The following is a 20,837-nucleotide window of genomic DNA, read 5'->3' as shown; positions in this document are numbered from 1 at the left end:
GCGGTCATGCAACGTCGAAGATTTGTTCAAAGTTGGAGATGGCGAGAATCTTGCGCACATCGGCGTTGGCGTTGGTCAATGTGATTTCGGCATTCTCGCCGCCGGCGTGATCACGCAACAGCAAGAGCATGCCGAGCGCGGAACTGTCGAGGTAGGTGGCATCCTTCAAATCCACCTCGAAGGACTCGGGTTTTGGCTGCAGGTTTTCGTAGGATTCACGAAACTCCTGATGCTTGGCGAAATCGAATCGTCCCTTGATCGAAATCGTCAGTTTTTGCCCATCCTGGGAGATTTCTGTAACGACTGACATTTTTAACGGCTTCCTTGTCATGGGGGAACGTACGTGTACAAGGTTTAGCACTTGGCGGAGATGGGAGCAAGGCGGGAAATTGTGGTGTCTGTCAGACCGCCTTCGCGGGCAAGCCTCGCTCCTACAGGTTTTGTGTCGTACACAGCAATTACGAACGACACGGATCCTGTGGGAGCGAGGCTTGCCCGCGAAGAACGATCACGCGGTCCGACTGACTCAATACGGATCATGCCGCGGCAACCGCTGGGACAACTCATCCAGCAGCTTCTGCTCGCGCTTGTCTTCGAGCTTGCGCGCCTCGTCCATGTAGCGTTGTACAAGTTTTCGCAAGCCTTCGACCCGGGCAAACGCCTGCTGCCATGACTCGCGCGCCTTGTTCAGGTTGTTCTGGTGCCAGTTCAGGCTTTGGCGCTGCTGATCGATGGCGGTGCCCAGTTGCGCAAGAAAGCCCTGATAGCCGAGCAACCACTGACCGGAAACGCCCGAACTGCCGCGCACGATCCATTGTTCCTGGTATTCGAGGCGAAAGTTTTCGAGGTCGGCGAGTTTGCTTTCCGCCACACGAACCTGGCCCTGGAAGTGCCCGAGGCGCATGACCGCGGTTTTCTCGGCCTTTTCGGCCATTTCCACCACCGGTGCCAAGCGTGCCGCGCGGCTCTGGGCCATGGCCGGTTAGCCGCCCGCTGCCGGGGCGAAGATGGTGGCGAGGTGGTTTTCGCTGGCGCCCATGCCGATGTTGTCGTTCAAGCCCTGACGCAGATACGTGGTCATGGCCGGTTGCAGGGAAATCGCGATGTCGGTTTCTCGATCACCGCCCGGCACGTAGGCGCCGACGCTGATCAAGTCGCGGCTTTGCTGATAGCGCGACCAATACTGCTTGAACATCTGCGCGCGCGCCATGTGCTCGGGGCTGACCACCGAGGGCATGACCCGGCTGATGGACGCTTCGATGTCGATAGCCGGGTAATGGCCTTCTTCGGCCAGGCGCCGGGACAGCACGATGTGCCCGTCGAGCACGCCTCGCGCCGAGTCGGCAATCGGATCCTGCTGGTCATCGCCTTCCGACAATACGGTGTAGAACGCGGTGATCGAACCGCCGCCCTTCTCGGCGTTACCGGCCCGCTCCACCAGTTTCGGCAACTTGGCGAACACCGACGGCGGATAACCTTTGGTCGCGGGCGGTTCGCCGATGGCCAGGGCGATTTCCCGCTGGGCCTGGGCGAAACGGGTCAGCGAATCCATCAGCAACAGGACATTCTTGCCCTTGTCGCGGAAATATTCAGCGATGCGCGTGCAGTACATGGCCGCGCGCAGACGCATCAGCGGCGCATCGTCCGCCGGCGAGGCGACGACCACCGAACGCTTGAGCCCCTCTTCACCGAGGATGTGCTCGATGAATTCTTTAACCTCACGACCCCGCTCACCGATCAGCCCGACCACGATGATGTCGGCCTCGGTAAAGCGGGTCATCATGCCCAGCAGCACGGATTTACCGACGCCGGTACCGGCGAACAGACCGAGACGCTGACCGCGACCGACCGTCAACAAACCGTTGATGGTGCGGATGCCCACGTCCAGCGGCTCACTGATGGGTTCGCGTTTGAGCGGGTTGATGGTCGGGCCGTCCATCGGCACCCAGTCTTCGGCCTTCATGCCGCCCTTGCCGTCCAGCGCACGACCGGCGCCGTCCAGCACCCGCCCGAGCATGCTCATGCCCATCGGCAAGCGGCCAGTGTCTGCCATAGGAACCACGCGGGCACCGGGCGCAATGCCGGCGACGCTTCCGACCGGCATCAGGAACACCTTGCTGCCGGAGAAACCCATGACTTCGGCTTCGACCTGCACCGGTTGATAACTGTCGTCGTTGATGACCATGCAGCGGCTGCCCATGGCAGCGCGCAAACCTTCGGCTTCGAGGGTCAGGCCGACCATGCGCAGCAGACGGCCTTCGAGGATCGGCGCCCCCGCCAGCGTAGTGACCTCGGCGTAACTGCCGAGGCGCTTGGCGAAGCTGGTGCGATCAAGGCGCATCGGGGTCGTCCAGTGTCGGAGCGACCGCAGGCTTCTCGTCGACCGGCAGTTCCAGGCTCAGATCCGGCGCAGCCGGGTGCAAGGCCTGGTCGTGCAACTGATCGAAGAGCTTGGCCATGACCTGGGCGACACGGGTTTCAACAGTGGCGTCGATGCGACTGTGCTCGGTCTCGACCCGGCAACCGCCAGGCAACAGAGACTCGTCCTCGACGATGCGCCAGGTTTCTTCATGGCGCTCGCGCAGGGCTTTGACCTGTTCGAAATCCTGCGGATTGATGTACAGCCGCACATTGCCCACGCCCAACGGCAAAAGCTTGAGGGCTTCGCGCATGACGTGTTCGATTTGCGTCGAGTCGATGGCCAGTTCGCGCTGAATCACCTGTTTGGTGATGTGCTGCACGAGATCAACCAAAGACTTTTCAATCTGGGTGTCCTGCTCGGCGATAGGCTCGAACAGGTTGGCCATCAGCTGTTCCAGGCCCGCGACCTTGGGTGCCAAGACGGCTTCGGCTTCCTGACGGACCTTGAGCGTGGTGCTGTGGAAGCCTTCTTTCTCGCCGATGGCGAAGCCTTCGTTGTAAGCCTCCTGACGGATGCTTTCGAGTTCTTCGAGGGTCAGTGGCTGGACTTCATCCAGCGGCACTTCTTCCATTTCCGGCGGTTCGGGCTCGGGTTCCGGCTCGGGTTCGGGCACAAAAGGATCGAAACTGGGCAGCGCCCAGACGTCGAAACCGGCGACGTCCTTGCCTCGGATCAGGTCGGTCTGGGACTCATCATGTTTGGACGACATAGTGACCTTAGATCATCTCTTCGCCGCCCTTCCCGCCGAGAACGATTTCTCCGGCTTCGGCCATACGGCGGGCAATGGTGAGGATTTCTTTCTGCGCGGTTTCCACGTCGCTGACGCGCACCGGGCCTTTGGCCTCGAGGTCGTCGCGCAACAGTTCGGCCGCTCGTTTGGACATGTTCTTGAAGATCTTCTCCTTGACGCCTTCGTCCGAGCCCTTGAGGGCCAGCACCAGCACGTCGGAGGACACTTCACGCAGCAACGCCTGAATCCCGCGGTCATCGACATCGGACAGGTTGTTGAACACGAACATGAGGTCTTCGATCTGACCGGACAGGTCTTCGTCGACTTCGCGAATCGAGTCCATCAACTGGCCTTCGATCGAGCTGTCGAGGAAGTTCATGATGTCAGCCGCACGCTTGATGCCACCCAGGGTGGTGCGCGAGGCATTCGAGTTACCGGAGAACTGCTTCTCGAGAATCTGGTTGAGCTCTTTCAGGGCCGCTGGCTGCACGGTGTTCAGCGAGGAAACCCGCAGAATGATGTCCAGACGCACCTTGTGATCGAAGTTGCCAAGCACTTCACCGGCCTGATCCGGGTCGAGGTACGCCACGACGATCGCCTGGATCTGTGGGTGCTCGTATCGGATCACGTCGGCGACGGCGCGCGGCTCCATCCACTTCAGGCTGTCGAGGCCGCTGGTGTTGCCGCCCAGCAGGATCCGGTCGATCAGGCCGTTGGCCTTGTCTTCGCCCAGTGCCTGGGTGAGCATTTTGCGCACGTAGTCGTCGGAGCCGACGCCCAGGCTGGTCTGGTCGCCGACGATGTCGACGAACTCACTCATGACCTGCTCGACCTGCTCGCGATGGACGTTGCCCATCTGCGCCATGGCCACACCCACACGCTGGACCTCTTTGGGCCCCATGTGGCGCAACACTTGCGCAGCATCGGTCGAACCCAGGGACAGCAGCAGAATCGCGGCTTTGTCGACCTTGGTCAGTTTGGCGGCAACGGCTCGGTTATCACTCATCTGCGTTAATCCACTCTTTCACGACCTGGGCCACGCGACCCGGATCTTCTGCCACCAGACTCTTGATTGCATTCAACTGTGCGTCATAGCCTTCGCTCGGGCTCGGCAGCAGGATGCTTTGCGGACCGCCGAGGCTGACGCGGTCGTTGGCCAGTTCGCCGTCCAGGCCGCCCATGCCACCGAGTTCCACATCACTTCCCAAGCCAGCAAGCTGTTTGCCTTTGCCGCCACCGGTGATGTTGTTGAGCACCGGACGCAGCACACCGAACACCAGCACCAGGATGAACAACACACCCAGCACTTGCTTGACGATGTCCCAGAACCACGGCTGGGAGTAGAACGGAATATCGGCAATCACTTCACCGCGCTCGGCGGAGAACGGCATGTTGATCACGCTGACGCTGTCACCCCGGCTGGCGTCGAAACCGACGGCGTCCTGCACCAGGCGCGTGAAGCGCGCCAACTCATCGGCGCTCCACGGCGCACGAGTGGTCTCGCCGTTGGCGGCGTTGACCTTGACCTGATCATCCACGACGACCGACACCGACAGGCGATTCAGACGACCCTGCTGTTGCTTGGTGTGGCTGATCGAGCGGTCGAGTTCGAAGTTCTTGGTGGATTGTTGACGCTTGTCCGCCGGGTACGGCGCCAGCATCGGCTGACCGGTGGCCGGGTCCATGATTTGCTGACCGTTGGCATCGATCAACGGCTGGCCTGGCTGCACCATGCCGGCGGCTGCGGTGCTGCCACCGGTGGTTTGCGGCGCGGAGGCTGGCGATGGCGGCTGGTTGCTCAGGGCACCCGGCACACCTTGCGGGCCATTGCTGGCGGTGCGTTGTTCGTTGACCGACTGCTCGCTGCGCAACGCCGGTTGGTCCGGATTGAACTGCTCGGAAGTCGACTCGACGGCGCTGAAGTCCACGTCGGCCGATACTTCGGCTTTATAGCGGTCGTTGCCCAACACCGGTTGCAGGATGTTGTGCACGCGCTGGGTCAGCATGCTTTCCATGCGACGGCTGTAGTCGAATTGCTTGCCGGCCATGGTCAGTTCGGAGTTTTCCGCCTGATCCGACAGCAGGTTGCCCTTCTGGTCGACCACAGTGATCTGGGATTTGCTGAGTTCGGGAACACTGGTCGCGACCAGGTTGATGATCGCCACCACCTGACCCGGCTCCAGCGAACGACCGGAATACAGCTCAACCAGCACCGATGCACTTGGCTTGCGTTCGTCACGCACGAACACCGAGCTTTTCGGAATCGCCAGGTGGACGCGGGCACCCTTGACGTTGTTCAGGCTGGAAATGGTGCGAGCCAGTTCGCCTTCGAGGCCGCGACGATAACGGGTCGCTTCCATGAACTGACTGGTCCCCAGGCCCTGGTCCTTGTCGAGGATTTCAAAACCGATGTTGCCATCGCTGGGAGTGACACCAGCGCCCGCGAGCTTGAGCCGCGCACGGGACAGGTCTTCGGCCTTGACCAGCAAGGCGCCGGAGTTGGGTTCCACGGTGTAGGGAATATCGGCGGCGGCCAGGGTATCCATGACCTGCTTGGCGTCCATACCGGCAAGGCTGCCGTACAGAGGCCGGTAGTCCGGCTGCTGAGACCACAGCACCACGGCAAAGCCAATCGCCACGCTCGCAGCCAGGCCGACCAACAGGCCTACCTGACGCAACATGGTCATCTCGGAGAGGTTTTCCAGGAAGGACAACCCGAACAGCGGCGGTTTGCCGTCTACTGGGGTGGCCTTGGCCGGAACGTTATCGGCGACTGCTTCTGCCATGACTCAATTCGTCCTTAAACCGGCATCTGCATGATGTCTTGGTATGCCTGAACCAGCTTGTTGCGCACTTGGGTCAACGCTTGAAAAGACACGCTGGCCTTCTGCGAGGAAATCATCACGTCCGTCAGGTCGACGCCACTTTTGCCGATCTCGAAGGCACTGGCCAACTGACTGGACGCCTGCTGGGTGTCGTTCACTTTATTGACAGCCTGACCGAGCATGTCGGAAAAGCTGCTGCCACCCAGTTCAGGGACTGCGGCAGTCGATTTAGGCGCAGACATGGCATCCATTTGCATGGAACGCATGTCCAGCATCAACCGATTGAATTCAATACCTTGGCTCATGATCTACTCTCATTGGCGACCCGCAATTTTTTGACACTCACTCGGCGGGTAGTGAGGTGTTAGCAACAAGGGTGCCAGCTCCGTGGCCGCTCTGAACAAAAGCCCTTCCCGGGCCTTCCTCAACTGTGAATCACCACAAAAACCAAGTGGGAGCGGGCTTGCTCGCGAATACGGTTTTCCATTCAACAGAGATGCTGGCTGGACTACAGCTTTCGCGAGCAAGCCCGCTCCCACATGTCGATCGGTGTTGCTAGCGTCAACTTTCAGGTAGCAAACAAATACGCTTCCACATCCATGCCGGCATCACGCATCTGCGCCAGCTTGTAGCGCAAGGTGCGCGGGCTGATGCCCAGTCGCTCGGCGGCTTCCTTGCGGCGGCCGCGTTCGGTGCGCAAGGTGTCGATGATCATCTGGAACTCACGGCGGCGCAGGTCGTCGCCCAACGCCCCGGCCGATTCAGCCTCGACCTCCACCGCCCGCACCGGCGCCAAGGCCGGCAACGGCGCACAGGCCACCGGCCCGGCCAGGCAGAAATCCTGAGGCTGGATCAAACCGCCCTGCTGCAGAATCAAGGCGCGCTGGATTGCGTTGTCCAGTTCACGCACGTTGCCCGGCCACGGATAACCGATCAGGCACGCCTGCGCCTCGGGTGACAGTTTCGCCGCAGCATGCTTCATTTTATTGACGTGTTTGGCCAGCAGACGCTCGGCCAGCGGCAGGATGTCGGCGGTGCGCTCACGCAACGGACGCCACGCCAGCGGAAACACCGACAAGCGATAGAAGAGGTCTTCACGAAAGCGCCCCGCCGCCACTTCACCGGACAGATCACGGTTGGTGGTCGCCACGACCCGGATATCCAGGGTGATCGGCTTGCGCGCGCCGACCCGCTCGACTTCGCGCTCCTGCAACACACGCAGCAATTTGGCCTGGAGCCCGAGGGGCATTTCAGAAATTTCGTCGAGCAGAATGGTGCCGCCATCGGCCTGCTCGAACTTGCCAGCCTGCGCCGCGATGGCACCGGTGAACGAACCTTTTTCGTGACCGAACAAGGTGGCTTCGAGCATGTTGTCGGGGATCGCCGCGCAGTTGATCGCAATGAATGGCTGACTGGAGCGATGGGAGTGCTGATGAATGTAGCGAGCCAACACTTCTTTACCGGTCCCGGACTCGCCGGAGATCAATACCGTCGAATCGCTGCGCGCGACCCGCGCGGCCAGTTCCAGCAATTGCACGCTGGCCGGTTCGAAGGCGATCGGCCCTTCGCTCTCGGTCGCGCCGAGCGCGCCCAATGCGTGCCGCGCCACCAGATCGAGCAAGGCTTTGGGTTCGAACGGCTTGACCAGATAATCCGCAGCGCCCTGGCGCATCGCATCGACGGCCCGTTCGACAGCGCCGTGAGCGGTCATCAGCAACACCGGTAGCTGCGGCTGACGCGCTCGCAGCAAACCGAGCAGTTGATGGCCGTCCATGCCCGGCATATTGACGTCGCTGATCACCAGGCTGAACGCCTCGTTACCGACCGTCGCGAGCGCCTCTTCCGCCGAACCGACCGCCGTGTAATCGTGCCCCGCGAGCAACAGCGTATCGGCCAGTGCTTCGCGTAGCGCGCGGTCGTCCTCGACCAGCAGAACCTTGATTGCCATTTCCTTCACTCCGCTCCCTGAGCGCTGGGCTGCTCACCGGAAAAAAGCGGCAGGGTCACTTGCGCACAGGTGCCGCGACCCGGCCGCGAGCGCAACTGCAATTCTCCCTGATGAGCACGGGCCACTGCCTTGACCACGGTCAGGCCCAGGCCAGTCCCTGTGGTTTTAGTGGTGAAAAACGGCTCGCCGAGACGCGCCAGCACTTTACCGTCGATACCGCTGCCGCTGTCACTGACGCACACGCGCAGGTTGTTTTCACGGGCGTAGAAATGCACCTTCAAGCGGACATCACCGGCACTGGCTTGAATGGCGTTCTCGATCAGATTGAGAATCGCCCCGACCAGGGTGTCGCGATTGCACAGCAACTCGCCGGCGTGACTGTCGCACTGCCAGCGAATCGGCAGGTCTTGAACATGGGTCAGCGCTGCCGATTGCAGCGACTGCATCAGCTGCTTGGGCGTGACGCGGTCGGTCAACGGCAGCTCGCCGCGCGCAAACACCAGCATGTCGCGAACCTGATGCTCCAGTTCATGCAGGCGCTCTTTAAGGCGCCCGGCGAAACGCTGCTGGGTGGCGACAGGCAACTCCTGCTCAGTCAAATGACTGGCATAGAGCAAGGCGGCGGACAGCGGCGTACGAATTTGATGGGCCAGCGAAGCGACCATTCGCCCAAGGGACGACAGGCGTTCGTGACGGGCCAGTTGATCTTGCAGATGACGGGTTTCAGTCAGGTCGTTGAGCAACACCAACTGCCCAGGCTCGGCATCCAGCGAGCGAGTGGCGATCGACAGACGCCGACCGTCCTTGAGAGAGATTTCATGACCGTCGTCTTCGCGGGGCGCAAAGCAGCGGGCAATGACATGGCGCCAGAGTTCGCCTTCGAGAGGCAGTCCGAGCAGTTCGCAGGCCGCCGGGTTGGCTTCGCGCACGATCCCTTGGGCGTCGATGACGATGACGCCGCCGGGCAACAAATCAAGGAGGTTTTGCAGACGGTTGGCCAGACGTTCTTTCTCCGCCAGCTCTTGCATGCGCTGCGCGCTGACCACTGCCAGCTCGCCCTTGAGCTCGGTGACCCGGGCTTCAAGCATGCTGTAGGAATCAGTCAACTGGCTCGACATCTGATTGAACAGCGAGAACGCCTGCGCAAGGCCAAGCCGGCTTGCCTGCTCTACGGACGACGGTTGCCCCGAAGTGTCAGGGACAGGAGACATCTGGGCGGCTTGGGGCATCGTGCTCTCTCGCTTGGCTGACCGTCAGTTAAACGGAACGTTGCGAGGGATGTAGCAATACCCGTGCCTAAAAAAAATCGCCTATATATGAACGACTTGAAAAACAGGCGTCAATCATCCGCCTGTTCATCACCGTCGCGACGGCTCATGCCGTACTTGCGCATCTTCTCCACCAGGGTGGTGCGACGAATACGCAGGCGTTCTGCAGCACGCGCCACGATGCCATTGGCATCGTCCAGCGCCTGCTGAATCAAGCCCTGCTCCAGACCACCGAGGTAGTCTTTGAGGTCCAGTCCTTCCGGCGGCAACATGGCGTTGGCGGTGAAGTCCGGGGTATGACCGTTGATGGCCACTCGCTCTTCAAGATCGCTGCGCAGGCTGTCGACCAGTTGCTCGTCTTCGTCATCGACGTAGCGGAATTTTTTCGGCAGTTCGACCACGCCGATCACTCCGTATGGGTGCATGATCGCCATGCGCTCCACTAGGTTGGCGAGTTCGCGGACGTTGCCCGGCCAGCCGTGGCGGCACAGCGACATGATCGCCGCCGAGTTGAAGCGGATCGAACCGCGCTTCTCGTGCTCCATGCGCGAGATCAACTCGTTCATCAGCAACGGGATGTCTTCGACACGTTCACGCAGTGGCGCCATCTCGATCGGGAACACGTTCAGGCGGTAGTACAAGTCTTCACGGAAGGTGCCGATCTCGATCATGCTTTCGAGATTCTTGTGGGTCGCTGCAATGATGCGCACGTCGACGCTCTGAGTCTTGTTGCTGCCCACGCGCTCGAAGGTGCGCTCCTGCAACACGCGCAGCAACTTGACCTGCATCGGCAGCGGCATATCACCGATTTCGTCGAGGAACAGGGTGCCGCCGTTGGCCAGTTCAAAACGCCCGGCGCGGCTGGTGATCGCCCCGGTGAAGGCGCCCTTTTCGTGGCCGAACAATTCGCTTTCCAGTAACTCGGCCGGGATCGCCCCGCAGTTGACCGGTACGAATGGCCCGTCACGACGCTTGGAGTGGTAGTGCAGGTTGCGCGCGACCACTTCCTTGCCGGTGCCGGACTCGCCGAGGATCAGCACACTGGCGTCAGTGTCGGCCACTTGCTGCATCATCTGACGGACGTGCTGGATCGCCCGACTGGTGCCGACGAGGCTGCGGAAAAGATTGGGTTCGCGATGACGACCGCGCTCGCGGGCCTGGTCATACATCTCGCGATAGACCTGGGCACGGTGCAGCGAGTCGAGCAATTTGCTGTAGCTGGGCGGCATTTCGAGTGTCGAAAGCACTCGGCGACGCTGGTCTTCAGGCAAGTCAACGGAAGAATTATCGCCCATTAACAAAACCGGAAGGAACTCATCCCAGGTTGCGAGTGTCTTTAACAAGCCCGGAAGTGCGCCAGGAGCATTGACCGTCCCGATGAGGACACAGATCACTTCACGACTTGATGACAAAGAGCCGACCGCCTGCTGCCAGTCATGGCTACCGCAGGGTAAATTTTCTTCGCCGAGAAAATTTAGAATCACCGCCAAATCGCGGCGGCGGACGCTATCGTCATCAATCAGCAGAATTTTGGTTTCACGCCACATGCAATAGCAACTTCCCTAGTCAACTCAATGCCCAAATGATGGGGCAAGCTAGACGCTTGCAGACACGTTATGCCTGTAGACGCCTGAAATCTGGAACCAGCCACTAGTTAAGTCAAAAAACCGTGCACAGTCAAATTTATGGCGCACTATGTTCGGATTAACTGAGGATTAATTAACCAAACAGATGGTAAACCTTTGCCGCGCTCTGTGCTTGATGGATCTGCGACATCTCGTCGACTATCGCCTGCCTCTCCCCCGTCGCCGCCTCCAGAAGCTGCTTGTACACCCCCAGCAACTCCTCAAGATTATCGCGCAGAGCAGCTTCGTCCACCGAAGCCTCACTCAAGACGTCTTCCATGCAGGAACGACACGCCAGGTCCAACTCACCAATGGCTTCCCAATTGCGCTCGGCCAATGCACCGACCAGGGCGTCGCGGGTGTGTTCGATACGCTGCAATACAAGACTCATGGTGATCTCCTTAAAACTGCGGACCCGGTGCGGCAATCGCATCCCAACCGTCTTTGACTGTTCGAAGCAAATCAGCGACTTCGTCGAGAATCGCCGGATCAGTCTTGATGTTGGCCTCGGCCAGACGCTTCATCATGTAGGTGTAAAGGTTGTCCAGTTCACCCACTGTTTCGACGGAGTTCTCAAGGTCCAGGCCTTCACGCAAACCACCGATGATGCCGATGGCCTTGCCGATCAGTACACCCTTGTTCGGAATGTCTTTGCGCTCCATCGCACCCTTGGCCTGGGCGATACGGTCAAGCCCGCCTTCCATCAGCATCTGAACCAGACGATGCGGGCTGGCTTCGGAAGTTTGCGCTTGAGCGCCAATCTTCTTGTATTGGCGAAGGGCTAACATTGGATTCATGTTGTACCTCATCAAAATTCTGTAGTTCGTCTAACCAGTGTATCGACGACGCGTCAAAAAACTTTAGATTCAAATGCAAAAAGCCCGGAGCGCTTGAAAACGCTGCCGGGCTTTTGGCGTTGTGCGTGTTACGAGTTCTTCTGCTGCGCGTTCATCGCGTCAAACATCGAGGTGATGTTGCTGGCTGTCGCCTTCAACTTGCCAACGAGCGTATCCATATCGTTGTACTTTTTGGTCAATACCGCGGTCAGTGTTTCGACCCGACGATCCAAATTAGCCTGATCAGCGGTCAGCCTGGTTTTGGTCACATTCAGATTGGTGGTGCGAGTATCAAGAATACCGCCCGTATCGGTGTACGGCTTGATCACATTGTTCATGCGCTCAAGCAGACCATTGGTACCGGTAAACAGGGTTTGAACTTCGCCACCGAGCTTCTTGGTATTCATCGCTGCGGTGAACTTGGTGGAGTCGAAGTTCAGTGCACCGGTTTTCTGGTCAGTGGTGATCCCCAACTGCGAGAGCACGGTCAGCTTGTCGCCAGCACCGGTCTGGGACAGCGGACCACGAATGGCGGCCAGCAGCGACCGTGGTAACGGGTCACCGGTCAGCGCAGCAGCGACAGTCGGCTTGCCATCGTCATCCAGGGACGGTTTGGTCAAGGACGTCACAGCATTAGCGATGGCGTTATAGGCGTCAACGAACTTCTGGATCGATGCCTTCAGACCATCGTTGTTGGGAGCGACGTTAACAGTCGATGTACCTGCGCCGGTCAGGGTCAGACTCAGACCGGAGATCGTGTTGGCGATGGTATTGGACTTGCTGGTCATCGCCAGACCATCGACCGAGAACACCGCATCCGCGGCCAGACCACCGATAGCACCCGAAGAGGTTGCGGTCGGTACGTCGGGCATTGGGGCCGTCCCGTCGATTGTCAGGCCGGCGATACCGCTGGCGGAGATATCGGAACCTGCACCGGTCGCGGTAGAACCCAGTACCAGGCGCGAACCGAAACTGTCGGTCACGATGTTGGCGCTCAGGCCACTGGCCTGGTACTGACTATTGATCGAGTCACGCACCGATTGCAGCGTGGCGCCCGCACCTACGGTGACAGGGTAGCTGGTGCCGTTCTGGGTGATGGTCAGCGTGCCTGCCGGGATAGCACTGGTCGCGCCGCCGGCAAAGGCCGCCGAGGCGACTTTCGACGAGGTGGCAAGGCTGGTGACTTTGACCACGTAATTGCCGGCAACAGCCGTGTTACTGGACGTGGAAGTCAGCACTTTGGGGTCGGAAGACGTTGCCGAATAACCCGTGAACTGAGGGGTCGTCGTGCTGCCCAGATCGGTGAGTGCTTTCTGGAACGTGGCCAGCAGCGACTTCAGTGTACCAATCCCGGAAATGCTCGCGGTGTTGGTAGTGGTCCCACGGTCGATCTGACCTTGCTTGGCCGCTTTGTCAGCGTTCACCAAGGCTTTGACGATAGCACCGGTATCAAGGCCAGAGCCTAAACCCGTGCCCGGTAAAATTGGACTTGCCATGTGGAACTCCCTTCAGTGTGTCGCCGGCCTTTTGACCACTACAACGCCCAAAAGAACATAGCAACAAAATTCATGCCAACTGTCAGGCTTTAGCGCTGAACAACAGGCTGCTTGCATCATTCAAACTATTGGCCAGTTTCAGGACTTCTTCGTTGGGGATCTGACGGACCACCTCACCGGATTCACTGGCAATGACTTTCACAACAACCTGACCTGAAGGCTCATCAATCGAGAACTCCAGATTACGTTTAACCGACTGAACGAACTTTTCAATTTCTTGAACAGCCATTTTCAGCTTGTCCTGCTCAGTCTGTGCGCTCTTGCGCACCTCCTTGACGTCGACCACTTTCGCGGGCTCCGCTCGAGGCTTTTCCGCAGGCTTGTCCGCCACCGTGGTTGCGTGCTTCGCCGTCGGATAAGACAAGTTCAGCTTCACGCTCATATCCATGTCCATCACCTCTAAAAGTAAAAAAGCGAGAGGGCACGACCAGCGCACACCCCTCGCCAAAACTCAATCAGCTATTACTGAAGCAGTTTCAGTACAGCGGATGGCAGTTGGTTGGCCTGGGCCAGAATTGCGGTGGAAGCTTGTTGCAGAGTTTGTTGCTTGGTCAGCTGAGCAGTTTCAGCAGCGAAGTCGGTGTCTTGTACGCGACCACGAGCAGCTTCAGCGTTTTCGTTGATGTTCTGCAGGTTGGAGATGGTGCTGGTCAGACGGTTTTGTGCAGCACCGAGGTCAGCACGGGCGGTGTTGATGGTCTGCAGAGCGGCGTCGATACGGGTCAGGGCAGCGGAGAACGAAGCCTGAGCGGTAGCCGAGTTGTTACCAGTGATCTGAGTGGTAGCCGAGTCAACCGACAGGGTTGCAGCGCCGAAACCGGAGGCCAGGGTCAGAGTGATCTGGTTAGCCGAACCAGTGTTGGAACCAACCTGGAAGGTCATGGTGCCAGCAGTACCGTCCAGCAGGTTCTTGCCGTTCAGGTTGGTGGAGTTGGCGATACGAGTGATCTCGTCCGACATTGCCGCGAATTCTTTGTTCAGAGCAACGCGGTCTTGAGTACCGTTCGAGTCGTTTCGAGCTTGTACGGCCAGTTCACGCATACGCTGCAGAATGTTGGTGGTTTCCTGCATCGCGCCTTCAGCGGTCTGAGCGATCGAGATACCGTCGTTGGCGTTTTTGATCGCCATTGTCTGACCGCGGATTTGCGAGGTCATACGAGTGGTGATTTGCAGGCCGGCGGCGTCGTCTTTAGCGCTGTTGATTTTCAGGCCGGAAGACAGACGAGTCATCGAAGTCGACAGAGCGTCGGAGGAGCGGTTCAGGTTCTTCTGAACGCTCAACGATGTGACGTTGGTGTTTACTGTTAAAGCCATGACGAATTCCTCGTTGGTTGGGTACTGCGGCTTCCGGCCCTGGCAACCGCCGGGTATGGCCTAGAGAACCTTCGTAATAGTTATCGTCGCCAATGCAACTTGCTTTAGGGGATTTTCAAAATTATTTGCCATCACGTTGCCACCCCCCGCAAATCAAGGGGTTGGCGACGATCCGACAGCGAAAAAATGACGTCAGGGAAATGTCGGCGACAGGTGGGCGAGGACTCGCCGGCACCGACAGAGGGGAAATTGCTTATATGGACAGCGTGTCATTCAGCAACTGGACCAGTTCATATTCCAGGTAATCGGCCAGTGCGAGCCAGTTCTGCGCTTCCTGACACGCGAACATCTGGCCGAGCACAAATGCCCACTGCTGCTGAGCCTCCTGCGGCTTCGAATCGAACACCGGGTGGACCGCACCGGCCAACTCGATCATCGCCAGCCCGGCTTCGACATCACGCCCCAGACGGAACAAGGCTGCACAGTGCTGCGCATCGGCAACGAAGGTTTCAAGCGCGCTCACGATGCAAACTCCGGATGAAAAACCGTACCGGCGATCATCGCCCCTGCCCGACTGCTGTTAAAGAAGCGCACCTGCGGATGGCCCGCGATAAAACGCTCCAGCTCACACAAATAGCTGCGGAAGTTGAGCTGCGTCTTGATGCGCTGGCCGTGACCGTCCAGCACCCAGTGCTTGGCGGCGCCCAGTTGCGGCCCCAGATCACCGTCGTTCCAGCCGGCGTGGGTCTTGTCGCCCGGGAAGGCGAAGTCGGCGCCGAACAACGTGATCTGCGCCGCGCCCATTTTCACCGCCAGGTCCGCCGCCGGATGAATCACGCTGCCGCCGACATACAACTCGCCCCTCGGCAATTGCCGACGCAGCTGCTGGTAGATCGGGCTCGCGGAGTAACCGGCATAACGCGGCCCCTGCCAGGCCTCGATCACCGCCGGATCAAGCATGGGCATGTACACCAGCGTGATCTCGGCCGTGCCTTCAGACGGCAGGTGTCGATCCGAAATACGTTGGTCGATGCTGACGACGATGTCGGGCCGTATGCCGTGTTTGAGCAATGGGCGATAAGCCGTATCGACGCAGATGAACAACGGCCGCCCGGCTTCATTGCGAATCGCGCGCAAGGTCGCAAAGTGCTGTTCCAGGCTCGGGCCGGTGGCGATGACAAACACCTCCCGCCCCGGTTGTGAACCGAACAACTCGGCCACGTCGCGATCGCCCTGCACCCATTCGAGACTGACCTCCAAGCGCTCGATAATCTCAGGCGCCTGCGGGTCGAACTCACGATTATTGAACGTCAGGTGGGTTTCGCTGATCAGGCGATCACGAATCTTCGCGTTGAAATCGTCGGCCAGCACCAACTCCGATGGCAAGGCAAAAAACGGCAGCTGGATTTCCCTCAGGTCACCGGCATACAACAACTCGACCCGCGGATCGCTGAGCCAAGCCTGTTGATCGAGCAGTTGCAACACCAAGGCAAACACCGCGCCGTTGAGGATGTGCACGTACAACCGCTCGAGACCGTCACGGGCCAACAACTCCATTTGCAGATCGCCGAGCCCGGTGCCGTAGACATGCGCCACCGGACTGTCGACCGGCAGGCTGTCGGCCTGAAGCATGGCCTCGCGACTGCGATCATGGCGGCTGGTCAGCTGAATGCCATTGATGCTCAACGTCGAACCCAGGCCTTCCACCAGATCAGCCTGCAACAGGCTCGTGTCTTCGACCAGCAAACGCACAGCCAACGCCGGCCAGCGCTGCTGGATGACGTCGACGTTGTGCTCAAAGAACTCGCTCATGGCGCCTCGCTTTTGGTTCGGGCAAAAAAATAGCGCTCAAGATTACACCTTGAGCGCTATTTTTGTGTCTGGCTTTCGTTGACTAAAACACCGGATTCAAGGGCGATAAAGGATCGCCGAGCCCCAGGACAGGCCAACACCGAAACCGCTCAACGCGACGCGCTTCCAGTCGGAGTCCAGCACGTGTTTTTCCAACAGCAGCGGAATGCTCGAAGACACGGTGTTACCGGTCTCGACCATGTCCTTGATGAACTTCTCCGGCTCGCCTTCGAAGCGACGCGCCACGGCGTCGACAATCGCTGCGCTGCCCTGGTGAATGCAGAAGGCGTCGATGTCATCAGCGGTCAGTTGCGAGTCGGCCAGCAACTCATGCAAATGCGCCGGGACTTTGAGCAGGGCAAAGTTGAACACCTGGCGACCGTTCATGTAGAACACGCCGTCGGTGACTTTCAGGTGCGGTGCACCGGAACCGTCGGTGCCGAATTTGGCTTTGCCCAGCTGCCACGGCGCGTTTTCACCCATCCAGGTCGCGGTGGCGGCGTCACCGAAGAGCATGGTGGTGTTGCGGTCTTCCGGGTCGACGATCTTCGAATACGGGTCGGCGGTGATCAGCAAGCCATTCTTCAGGCCGGCGGCTTCCATGAAGCCCTTGATCGCGTAGATGCCATAGACGTAGCCGGAGCAGCCCAGGGAAATATCGAACGCGGCCACGGTGGTCGGCAGGCCAAGCTTGTCCTGAACGATGGCTGCGGTGTGGGGCAGGCCTTCTTCGTCGCCGTTCTGGGTGACGACGATCAGCACATCGATGGATTCACGTTTCAGATCGGGGTTGTTGGCGAACAGCGCATTGGCTGCTTCGACACACAGGTCCGAAGTTTCCTGCCCGGCGTCTTTGCGCGGCAGGAAGGCCGAACCGATTTTGCCCAGGATGAACTCTTCATCCTTTTCGAATTTTGCACCTTGTGCGTAATTGTCCACGCCGGCTACAGGAACGTAGCTCGCAATGCTTTTTATGCCAATCATTACGGCTTCCCAATAATAAACAGCCCAATACCACCGCTCGTAATGATTCGAGGGGCGCCGACAAACAGTGAAAAACGTCGCCCCATCGAGGCGGCAGCGGGAAGAAATAAAAGGCCATCACTGGGCTGAAAACAGACCAGGCGCCACCTCCCCGATTAATACAATACAGTGAAGATGCGCGTTATGACCCGCAGGTCACGCTATTTTGCCGAAACAGAGCTGCAAGGCGTTATTCGACCAACGACCAGTCCAGCGCGGTTCCGCGCTTGATGGCGTGGCGGGCGCGGCGGCCCAGAAGGGTTTCAGCGTGTTTGGGTGCCAGCCCCAGGCCAGGACGGATGGCCCGCAGATTGGCGACGGTAAACAGCTCGCCGGCCGCCATGTCTTGCGTGACATACAGCGAGCGTCGGTACACCAAGGACTTGCGCTCGGCTTCGGTCACCCCGTAATGCACCTGACCCATGGCCTGCCAGGCACGCTCGGTTTCGATCACCAGGCTTTCGAGTTCGGCCGGCTCCAGGGAGAAACTGGCGTCCACGCCACCGGCCGAACGGTCAAGGGTGAAGTGTTTTTCCACTACCGTCGCGCCCAGCGCCACCGCCGCTACGGACACGCCGACACCCATGGAGTGATCGGACAGGCCGACCTGGCAGCCAAACAATTCGCGCAAATGAGGAATGGTCCGCACGTTGCTGTTGGCCGGTGTCGCCGGATAAGTGCTGGTGCATTTGAGCAGCACCAGATCCTTGCACCCCGCCTCACGGGCCGCGCGTACGGTTTCGTCGAGCTCGGCGATGCTGGCCATGCCGGTGGAGATGATCAAGGGCTTGCCGGTGGCTGCGACCCGGCGAATCAGCGGCAGATCGGTGTTTTCGAAACTGGCGATCTTGTAGGCCGGCACATCGAGGCTTTCGAGGAAGTCGACAGCACTGTCATCGAAGGGCGTGGAGAACGCCAGCATGCCCAGCTCTTTGGCTCGGGCGAAAATCGGCGCATGCCACTCCCACGGTGTATGCGCTTTCTCGTACAACGCAAACAACGAGGTCCCGGCCCACAGACTGTTGGGGTCCTTGATGAAGAACTCGCCTTCGGACAGGTTCAGGGTCATGGTGTCGGCGGTGTAGGTTTGCAGCTTCAAGGCATGCGCGCCGGCCCTGGCTGCGGCTTCGACGATTTGCAAAGCCATGTCCAGCGACTGGTTATGGTTGCCACTCATCTCGGCGATGATGAATGGCGGCGCGTCGGTACCGATCAAGCGGTCGCCAATCTTGAAGCTAGTCATTTCTGTGATCCTTCAATACGCGCGTGAACGCGCAAGCACTCTGAGTGAAACCGGCTTCGCGAAAGACCTTCAGCGACGGCTGGTTGGCTGGCAAAACCTGGGCGGTGATGGCGATCAATTGCGGCCAGTGGGCCGTGACGAACGCCTCGCCGCGGGCCAGCAACGCCCTGCCCCAGCCCAGGCCCATGCGATCTTCGAACAGATAAATCGAGACTTCCGCTGTAAAGCCACGCAAGTCATAACGCAACACGCCCACAGGACCGTCATCAGCTTCGGCGATCAACAGCAAGCGCTGCGCATTGTTCAAACTGGCGGTCAGCCAGTTTTGATGCGACGACCATTCAATCGCACCGGTCTCCAGCGACCAGCGTCGTACCGCCTCGGCATTGCGTCCGTCGAACAGAAGCTGCGCATCGGCTGCGGTCGCGGGGCGGATCCGCAACACCGCACCGGCCAAGGCGACCGCCACTCGCAGCGCACCGCGGCCATCGACCAATTGCCGTGAACGGTCGGCCAGGCTCTGGCGCATTCCCTGATTGTCCGCGACAAAACCGATCGCCTGACGCAACTGCTCGACGCTGACCTGCTCACGAGCGCCTAGGTAAACATGGGCACCCGAAGCGGCCATCACCTCGCCGTTAGCCTGCTGATTATTGGAAACCGCAATGCAAATCGTCGGCAGCCCCATGGCCGCCCGCTCCCAACTGGTGCCGCCACCGGCACCGACAAACAAGTCGGCCTCGGTCATCAGCCGGTAGAAGTCGCTGACAAAACTGTGCAACCGCCAGTTCGGACGATCCGCCGCCATGGCCGCCATCGTGTCCCAGGCCGGATTGTCGGCACCGGCCACGAAATCGACTTCCAGCGCGTCGAAATCCGCCATCGCCAGCATCGCGTGATGAGTCTGCATCGCCGCATCGAAGCCGCCGAAATTCACCAGGATCCGTTTGGCCCGGGGCTTGATCAGAATCGCCGGACAGCGGAACTCATCGCGCAGCATCGCGAAACGTGGACCGAACAATGTCTGGCAACCTGGCGCGAGCAGCGATTCATAAGCCTCTGGCGTGCCGGACAGGTTCTGGTTGAGCAGCAGATCGACGGCGTACTGGCGAGTAGCAAGGTCATCCACCGCAGCAATCCGAGGCGCCCAGCGCCGGGCCGCCGTCTGCCAGTGATGGTCGAGACCATAGTGGTCGACGACGATCCAGTCGAACGCCGGATGGTTTTCCAGCGCCTGCGCCAGCGCGTCGATGTCCGCCTGCCACGGCAGCATGGATTCGATGGCTTGCTGCGGGTCTTCATCGGGATAACGCTGCGGCAACGCGAAGGTTTCAAAACCTTCGGCCGCCAGCGCATCCAGACGATGCCCCGGCAGCAGCCGACAGGCGAACGCCACGTGCGAGCCCTGCTTGCGCAAGGTTCTGGCCAGAGGCAACAAGCGAGCGATATGCCCGCTGCCAATGGTCGGCGACGCGTCGGAACGAATCAGCACTCTCATTGCAGTTCACCGCCGGCCTTCAGCGCGGCGTAAAGATATTCGGCGCGTTTCCAGTCTTCGGGGGTGTCGATGTCTTGCACCAGATGCCGCGGCAGAATCACCGGCAAGCTCGCCGGGGAAAACAACACATCGCCACGCAACCAGGCCTCGCGGCGCCCCCAGTAGAACTGCCCCGCATCTTGAAAGGCTTCGGCCAGGTCCTGCGAGCGGGTGTTGCGAAATTCCGGGTACAGCGACGTCAGCGCACCGTGCTCGTCGAGGGTCAAGGCACGCTGCACGGGAAAGCCGAAACCGGCCACGGAAAATGCGAAGGATTTATCGGGATGCTGCTCCAGCAATTCAAATCCCTGACGCAGATACCGCGCCTGCAAAAGCGGTGCGGTCGCGTAGATACAACAGGCATAGTCGAACGCCGGAAGCTCATTCAAGGCATGCACCATCACCGCCGCCGTTCCCGTGAATTCATCGGCCAATGTTGCTGGACGCATGAACGGCACCTGAGCGCCATGCGCGCGCGCGACCCCGGCGATTTCATCATCGTCGGTGCTGACGATCACTTGGTCGAACAGCTGCGAATCCAGTGCCGTACGGATCGAACGAACGATCATCGGCACGCCGTCGAACGGCTTAAGGTTCTTGCGCGGTATGCGCTTGCTGCCGCCCCGGGCCGGAATGATGGCGATGCAACTCAACAGTCA

General features: G+C 59.7%; 21 protein-coding genes. All 21 read right to left on the bottom strand.

What is annotated here, in order from left to right:
- Window positions 1-4 precede the first annotated feature (4 nt).
- Entirely contained in the window at window positions 5-310 is a 306-nt protein-coding gene (locus ACA060_RS07810) for an STAS domain-containing protein (protein ID WP_497316442.1), read from the bottom strand.
- 216 nt (window positions 311-526) lie between these two features.
- A complete protein-coding gene (gene fliJ, locus ACA060_RS07805; protein WP_109628585.1) occupies window positions 527-976 on the bottom strand; it encodes a flagellar export protein FliJ in 450 nt (149 codons plus the stop codon).
- Between the two features lie 6 nt (window positions 977-982).
- The gene (gene fliI / locus ACA060_RS07800; RefSeq protein ID WP_109628584.1) at window positions 983-2,341 is read right to left on the bottom strand and encodes a flagellar protein export ATPase FliI; all 1,359 of its coding nucleotides are present in this window, start codon (window positions 2,339-2,341) and stop codon (window positions 983-985) included.
- Window positions 2,331-3,131, bottom strand: a complete 801-nt coding sequence (fliH, locus tag ACA060_RS07795) for a flagellar assembly protein FliH (protein WP_109628583.1) — start codon at window positions 3,129-3,131, stop codon at window positions 2,331-2,333. The genes fliI and fliH overlap by 11 nt, the downstream gene beginning before the upstream one ends.
- Window positions 3,132-3,138: 7 nt before the next feature.
- A complete protein-coding gene (fliG, locus tag ACA060_RS07790; protein ID WP_007894195.1) occupies window positions 3,139-4,158 on the bottom strand; it encodes a flagellar motor switch protein FliG in 1,020 nt (339 codons plus the stop codon).
- Window positions 4,151-5,938, bottom strand: coding sequence for a flagellar basal-body MS-ring/collar protein FliF (gene fliF / locus ACA060_RS07785; protein ID WP_497316439.1), 1,788 nt, complete (start codon window positions 5,936-5,938; stop codon window positions 4,151-4,153). The genes fliG and fliF overlap by 8 nt, the downstream gene beginning before the upstream one ends.
- Before the next feature lie 14 nt (window positions 5,939-5,952).
- Entirely contained in the window at window positions 5,953-6,282 is a 330-nt protein-coding gene (gene fliE / locus ACA060_RS07780) for a flagellar hook-basal body complex protein FliE (RefSeq protein WP_010456962.1), read from the bottom strand.
- Between the two features lie 263 nt (window positions 6,283-6,545).
- Window positions 6,546-7,925, bottom strand: a complete 1,380-nt coding sequence (locus ACA060_RS07775; RefSeq protein ID WP_497316437.1) for a sigma-54-dependent transcriptional regulator — start codon at window positions 7,923-7,925, stop codon at window positions 6,546-6,548.
- A 5-nt stretch (window positions 7,926-7,930) separates the two neighbouring features.
- Window positions 7,931-9,136: a sensor histidine kinase gene (locus tag ACA060_RS07770; protein WP_497316435.1), complete on the bottom strand. Its 1,206-nt coding sequence runs from the start codon at window positions 9,134-9,136 to the stop codon at window positions 7,931-7,933.
- 128 nt (window positions 9,137-9,264) lie between these two features.
- Window positions 9,265-10,740, bottom strand: a complete 1,476-nt coding sequence (locus ACA060_RS07765) for a sigma-54 dependent transcriptional regulator (RefSeq protein ID WP_109628578.1) — start codon at window positions 10,738-10,740, stop codon at window positions 9,265-9,267.
- A 172-nt stretch (window positions 10,741-10,912) separates the two neighbouring features.
- The gene (fliT, locus tag ACA060_RS07760; RefSeq protein ID WP_109628577.1) at window positions 10,913-11,209 is read right to left on the bottom strand and encodes a flagellar protein FliT; all 297 of its coding nucleotides are present in this window, start codon (window positions 11,207-11,209) and stop codon (window positions 10,913-10,915) included.
- Between the two features lie 10 nt (window positions 11,210-11,219).
- Window positions 11,220-11,615: a flagellar export chaperone FliS gene (fliS, locus tag ACA060_RS07755; protein ID WP_094471224.1), complete on the bottom strand. Its 396-nt coding sequence runs from the start codon at window positions 11,613-11,615 to the stop codon at window positions 11,220-11,222.
- A gap of 128 nt (window positions 11,616-11,743) precedes the next feature.
- Window positions 11,744-13,150 (bottom strand): flagellar filament capping protein FliD, encoded by a 1,407-nt coding sequence (gene fliD, locus ACA060_RS07750; RefSeq protein ID WP_497316432.1) that lies wholly within the window; start codon window positions 13,148-13,150, stop codon window positions 11,744-11,746.
- A gap of 82 nt (window positions 13,151-13,232) precedes the next feature.
- On the bottom strand, window positions 13,233-13,598 hold the full coding sequence (locus tag ACA060_RS07745; RefSeq protein ID WP_497309185.1) for a flagellar protein FlaG: 366 nt from the start codon (window positions 13,596-13,598) through the stop codon (window positions 13,233-13,235).
- Between the two features lie 74 nt (window positions 13,599-13,672).
- Complete coding sequence (locus ACA060_RS07740) at window positions 13,673-14,524, bottom strand: flagellin domain-containing protein (protein ID WP_497316430.1); 852 nt, start codon at window positions 14,522-14,524, stop codon at window positions 13,673-13,675.
- A gap of 253 nt (window positions 14,525-14,777) precedes the next feature.
- Entirely contained in the window at window positions 14,778-15,047 is a 270-nt protein-coding gene (locus tag ACA060_RS07735) for a hypothetical protein (protein ID WP_497316428.1), read from the bottom strand.
- Window positions 15,044-16,336: a motility associated factor glycosyltransferase family protein gene (locus ACA060_RS07730; protein ID WP_497316426.1), complete on the bottom strand. Its 1,293-nt coding sequence runs from the start codon at window positions 16,334-16,336 to the stop codon at window positions 15,044-15,046. Before ACA060_RS07730 ends, ACA060_RS07735 begins: the two co-directional genes overlap by 4 nt.
- Window positions 16,337-16,432: 96 nt before the next feature.
- Entirely contained in the window at window positions 16,433-17,359 is a 927-nt protein-coding gene (locus tag ACA060_RS07725) for a ketoacyl-ACP synthase III (protein WP_497316424.1), read from the bottom strand.
- A 229-nt stretch (window positions 17,360-17,588) separates the two neighbouring features.
- Window positions 17,589-18,641: a pseudaminic acid synthase gene (gene pseI, locus ACA060_RS07720; RefSeq protein ID WP_497316422.1), complete on the bottom strand. Its 1,053-nt coding sequence runs from the start codon at window positions 18,639-18,641 to the stop codon at window positions 17,589-17,591.
- Entirely contained in the window at window positions 18,634-20,139 is a 1,506-nt protein-coding gene (pseG, locus tag ACA060_RS07715; protein ID WP_497316420.1) for a UDP-2,4-diacetamido-2,4,6-trideoxy-beta-L-altropyranose hydrolase, read from the bottom strand. The genes pseI and pseG overlap by 8 nt, the downstream gene beginning before the upstream one ends.
- Window positions 20,136-20,831 carry a pseudaminic acid cytidylyltransferase gene (gene pseF, locus ACA060_RS07710; RefSeq protein WP_497316418.1) on the bottom strand — a complete coding sequence of 232 codons (696 nt, stop codon included), beginning with the start codon at window positions 20,829-20,831 and terminating at the stop codon, window positions 20,136-20,138. Before pseF ends, pseG begins: the two co-directional genes overlap by 4 nt.
- Between the last annotated feature and the right edge of the window lie 6 nt (window positions 20,832-20,837).

The sequence above is a fragment of the Pseudomonas sp. LBUM1671 genome (genome assembly GCF_059695685.1).
Note: the sequence above shows the minus strand (reverse complement) of the source record. Positions and strands in the feature narration are given on the sequence as shown.

Coding starts and splice junctions, on each gene's coding strand:
- fliS (WP_094471224.1), bottom strand. CDS start 11,615: ATGAATCCAATGTTAGCCCTTCGCCAATACAAGAAGATTGGCGCTCAA.
- pseG (WP_497316420.1), bottom strand. CDS start 20,139: ATGAGAGTGCTGATTCGTTCCGACGCGTCGCCGACCATTGGCAGCGGG.
- fliJ (WP_109628585.1), bottom strand. CDS start 976: ATGGCCCAGAGCCGCGCGGCACGCTTGGCACCGGTGGTGGAAATGGCC.
- ACA060_RS07775 (WP_497316437.1), bottom strand. CDS start 7,925: ATGGCAATCAAGGTTCTGCTGGTCGAGGACGACCGCGCGCTACGCGAA.
- ACA060_RS07765 (WP_109628578.1), bottom strand. CDS start 10,740: ATGTGGCGTGAAACCAAAATTCTGCTGATTGATGACGATAGCGTCCGC.
- ACA060_RS07730 (WP_497316426.1), bottom strand. CDS start 16,336: ATGAGCGAGTTCTTTGAGCACAACGTCGACGTCATCCAGCAGCGCTGG.
- fliT (WP_109628577.1), bottom strand. CDS start 11,209: ATGAGTCTTGTATTGCAGCGTATCGAACACACCCGCGACGCCCTGGTC.
- fliE (WP_010456962.1), bottom strand. CDS start 6,282: ATGAGCCAAGGTATTGAATTCAATCGGTTGATGCTGGACATGCGTTCC.
- ACA060_RS07725 (WP_497316424.1), bottom strand. CDS start 17,359: ATGATTGGCATAAAAAGCATTGCGAGCTACGTTCCTGTAGCCGGCGTG.
- ACA060_RS07745 (WP_497309185.1), bottom strand. CDS start 13,598: ATGGATATGAGCGTGAAGCTGAACTTGTCTTATCCGACGGCGAAGCAC.
- fliH (WP_109628583.1), bottom strand. CDS start 3,131: ATGTCGTCCAAACATGATGAGTCCCAGACCGACCTGATCCGAGGCAAG.
- fliG (WP_007894195.1), bottom strand. CDS start 4,158: ATGAGTGATAACCGAGCCGTTGCCGCCAAACTGACCAAGGTCGACAAA.
- fliD (WP_497316432.1), bottom strand. CDS start 13,150: ATGGCAAGTCCAATTTTACCGGGCACGGGTTTAGGCTCTGGCCTTGAT.
- pseI (WP_497316422.1), bottom strand. CDS start 18,641: ATGACTAGCTTCAAGATTGGCGACCGCTTGATCGGTACCGACGCGCCG.
- ACA060_RS07740 (WP_497316430.1), bottom strand. CDS start 14,524: ATGGCTTTAACAGTAAACACCAACGTCACATCGTTGAGCGTTCAGAAG.
- fliI (WP_109628584.1), bottom strand. CDS start 2,341: ATGCGCCTTGATCGCACCAGCTTCGCCAAGCGCCTCGGCAGTTACGCC.
- fliF (WP_497316439.1), bottom strand. CDS start 5,938: ATGGCAGAAGCAGTCGCCGATAACGTTCCGGCCAAGGCCACCCCAGTA.
- ACA060_RS07770 (WP_497316435.1), bottom strand. CDS start 9,136: ATGTCTCCTGTCCCTGACACTTCGGGGCAACCGTCGTCCGTAGAGCAG.
- ACA060_RS07810 (WP_497316442.1), bottom strand. CDS start 310: ATGTCAGTCGTTACAGAAATCTCCCAGGATGGGCAAAAACTGACGATT.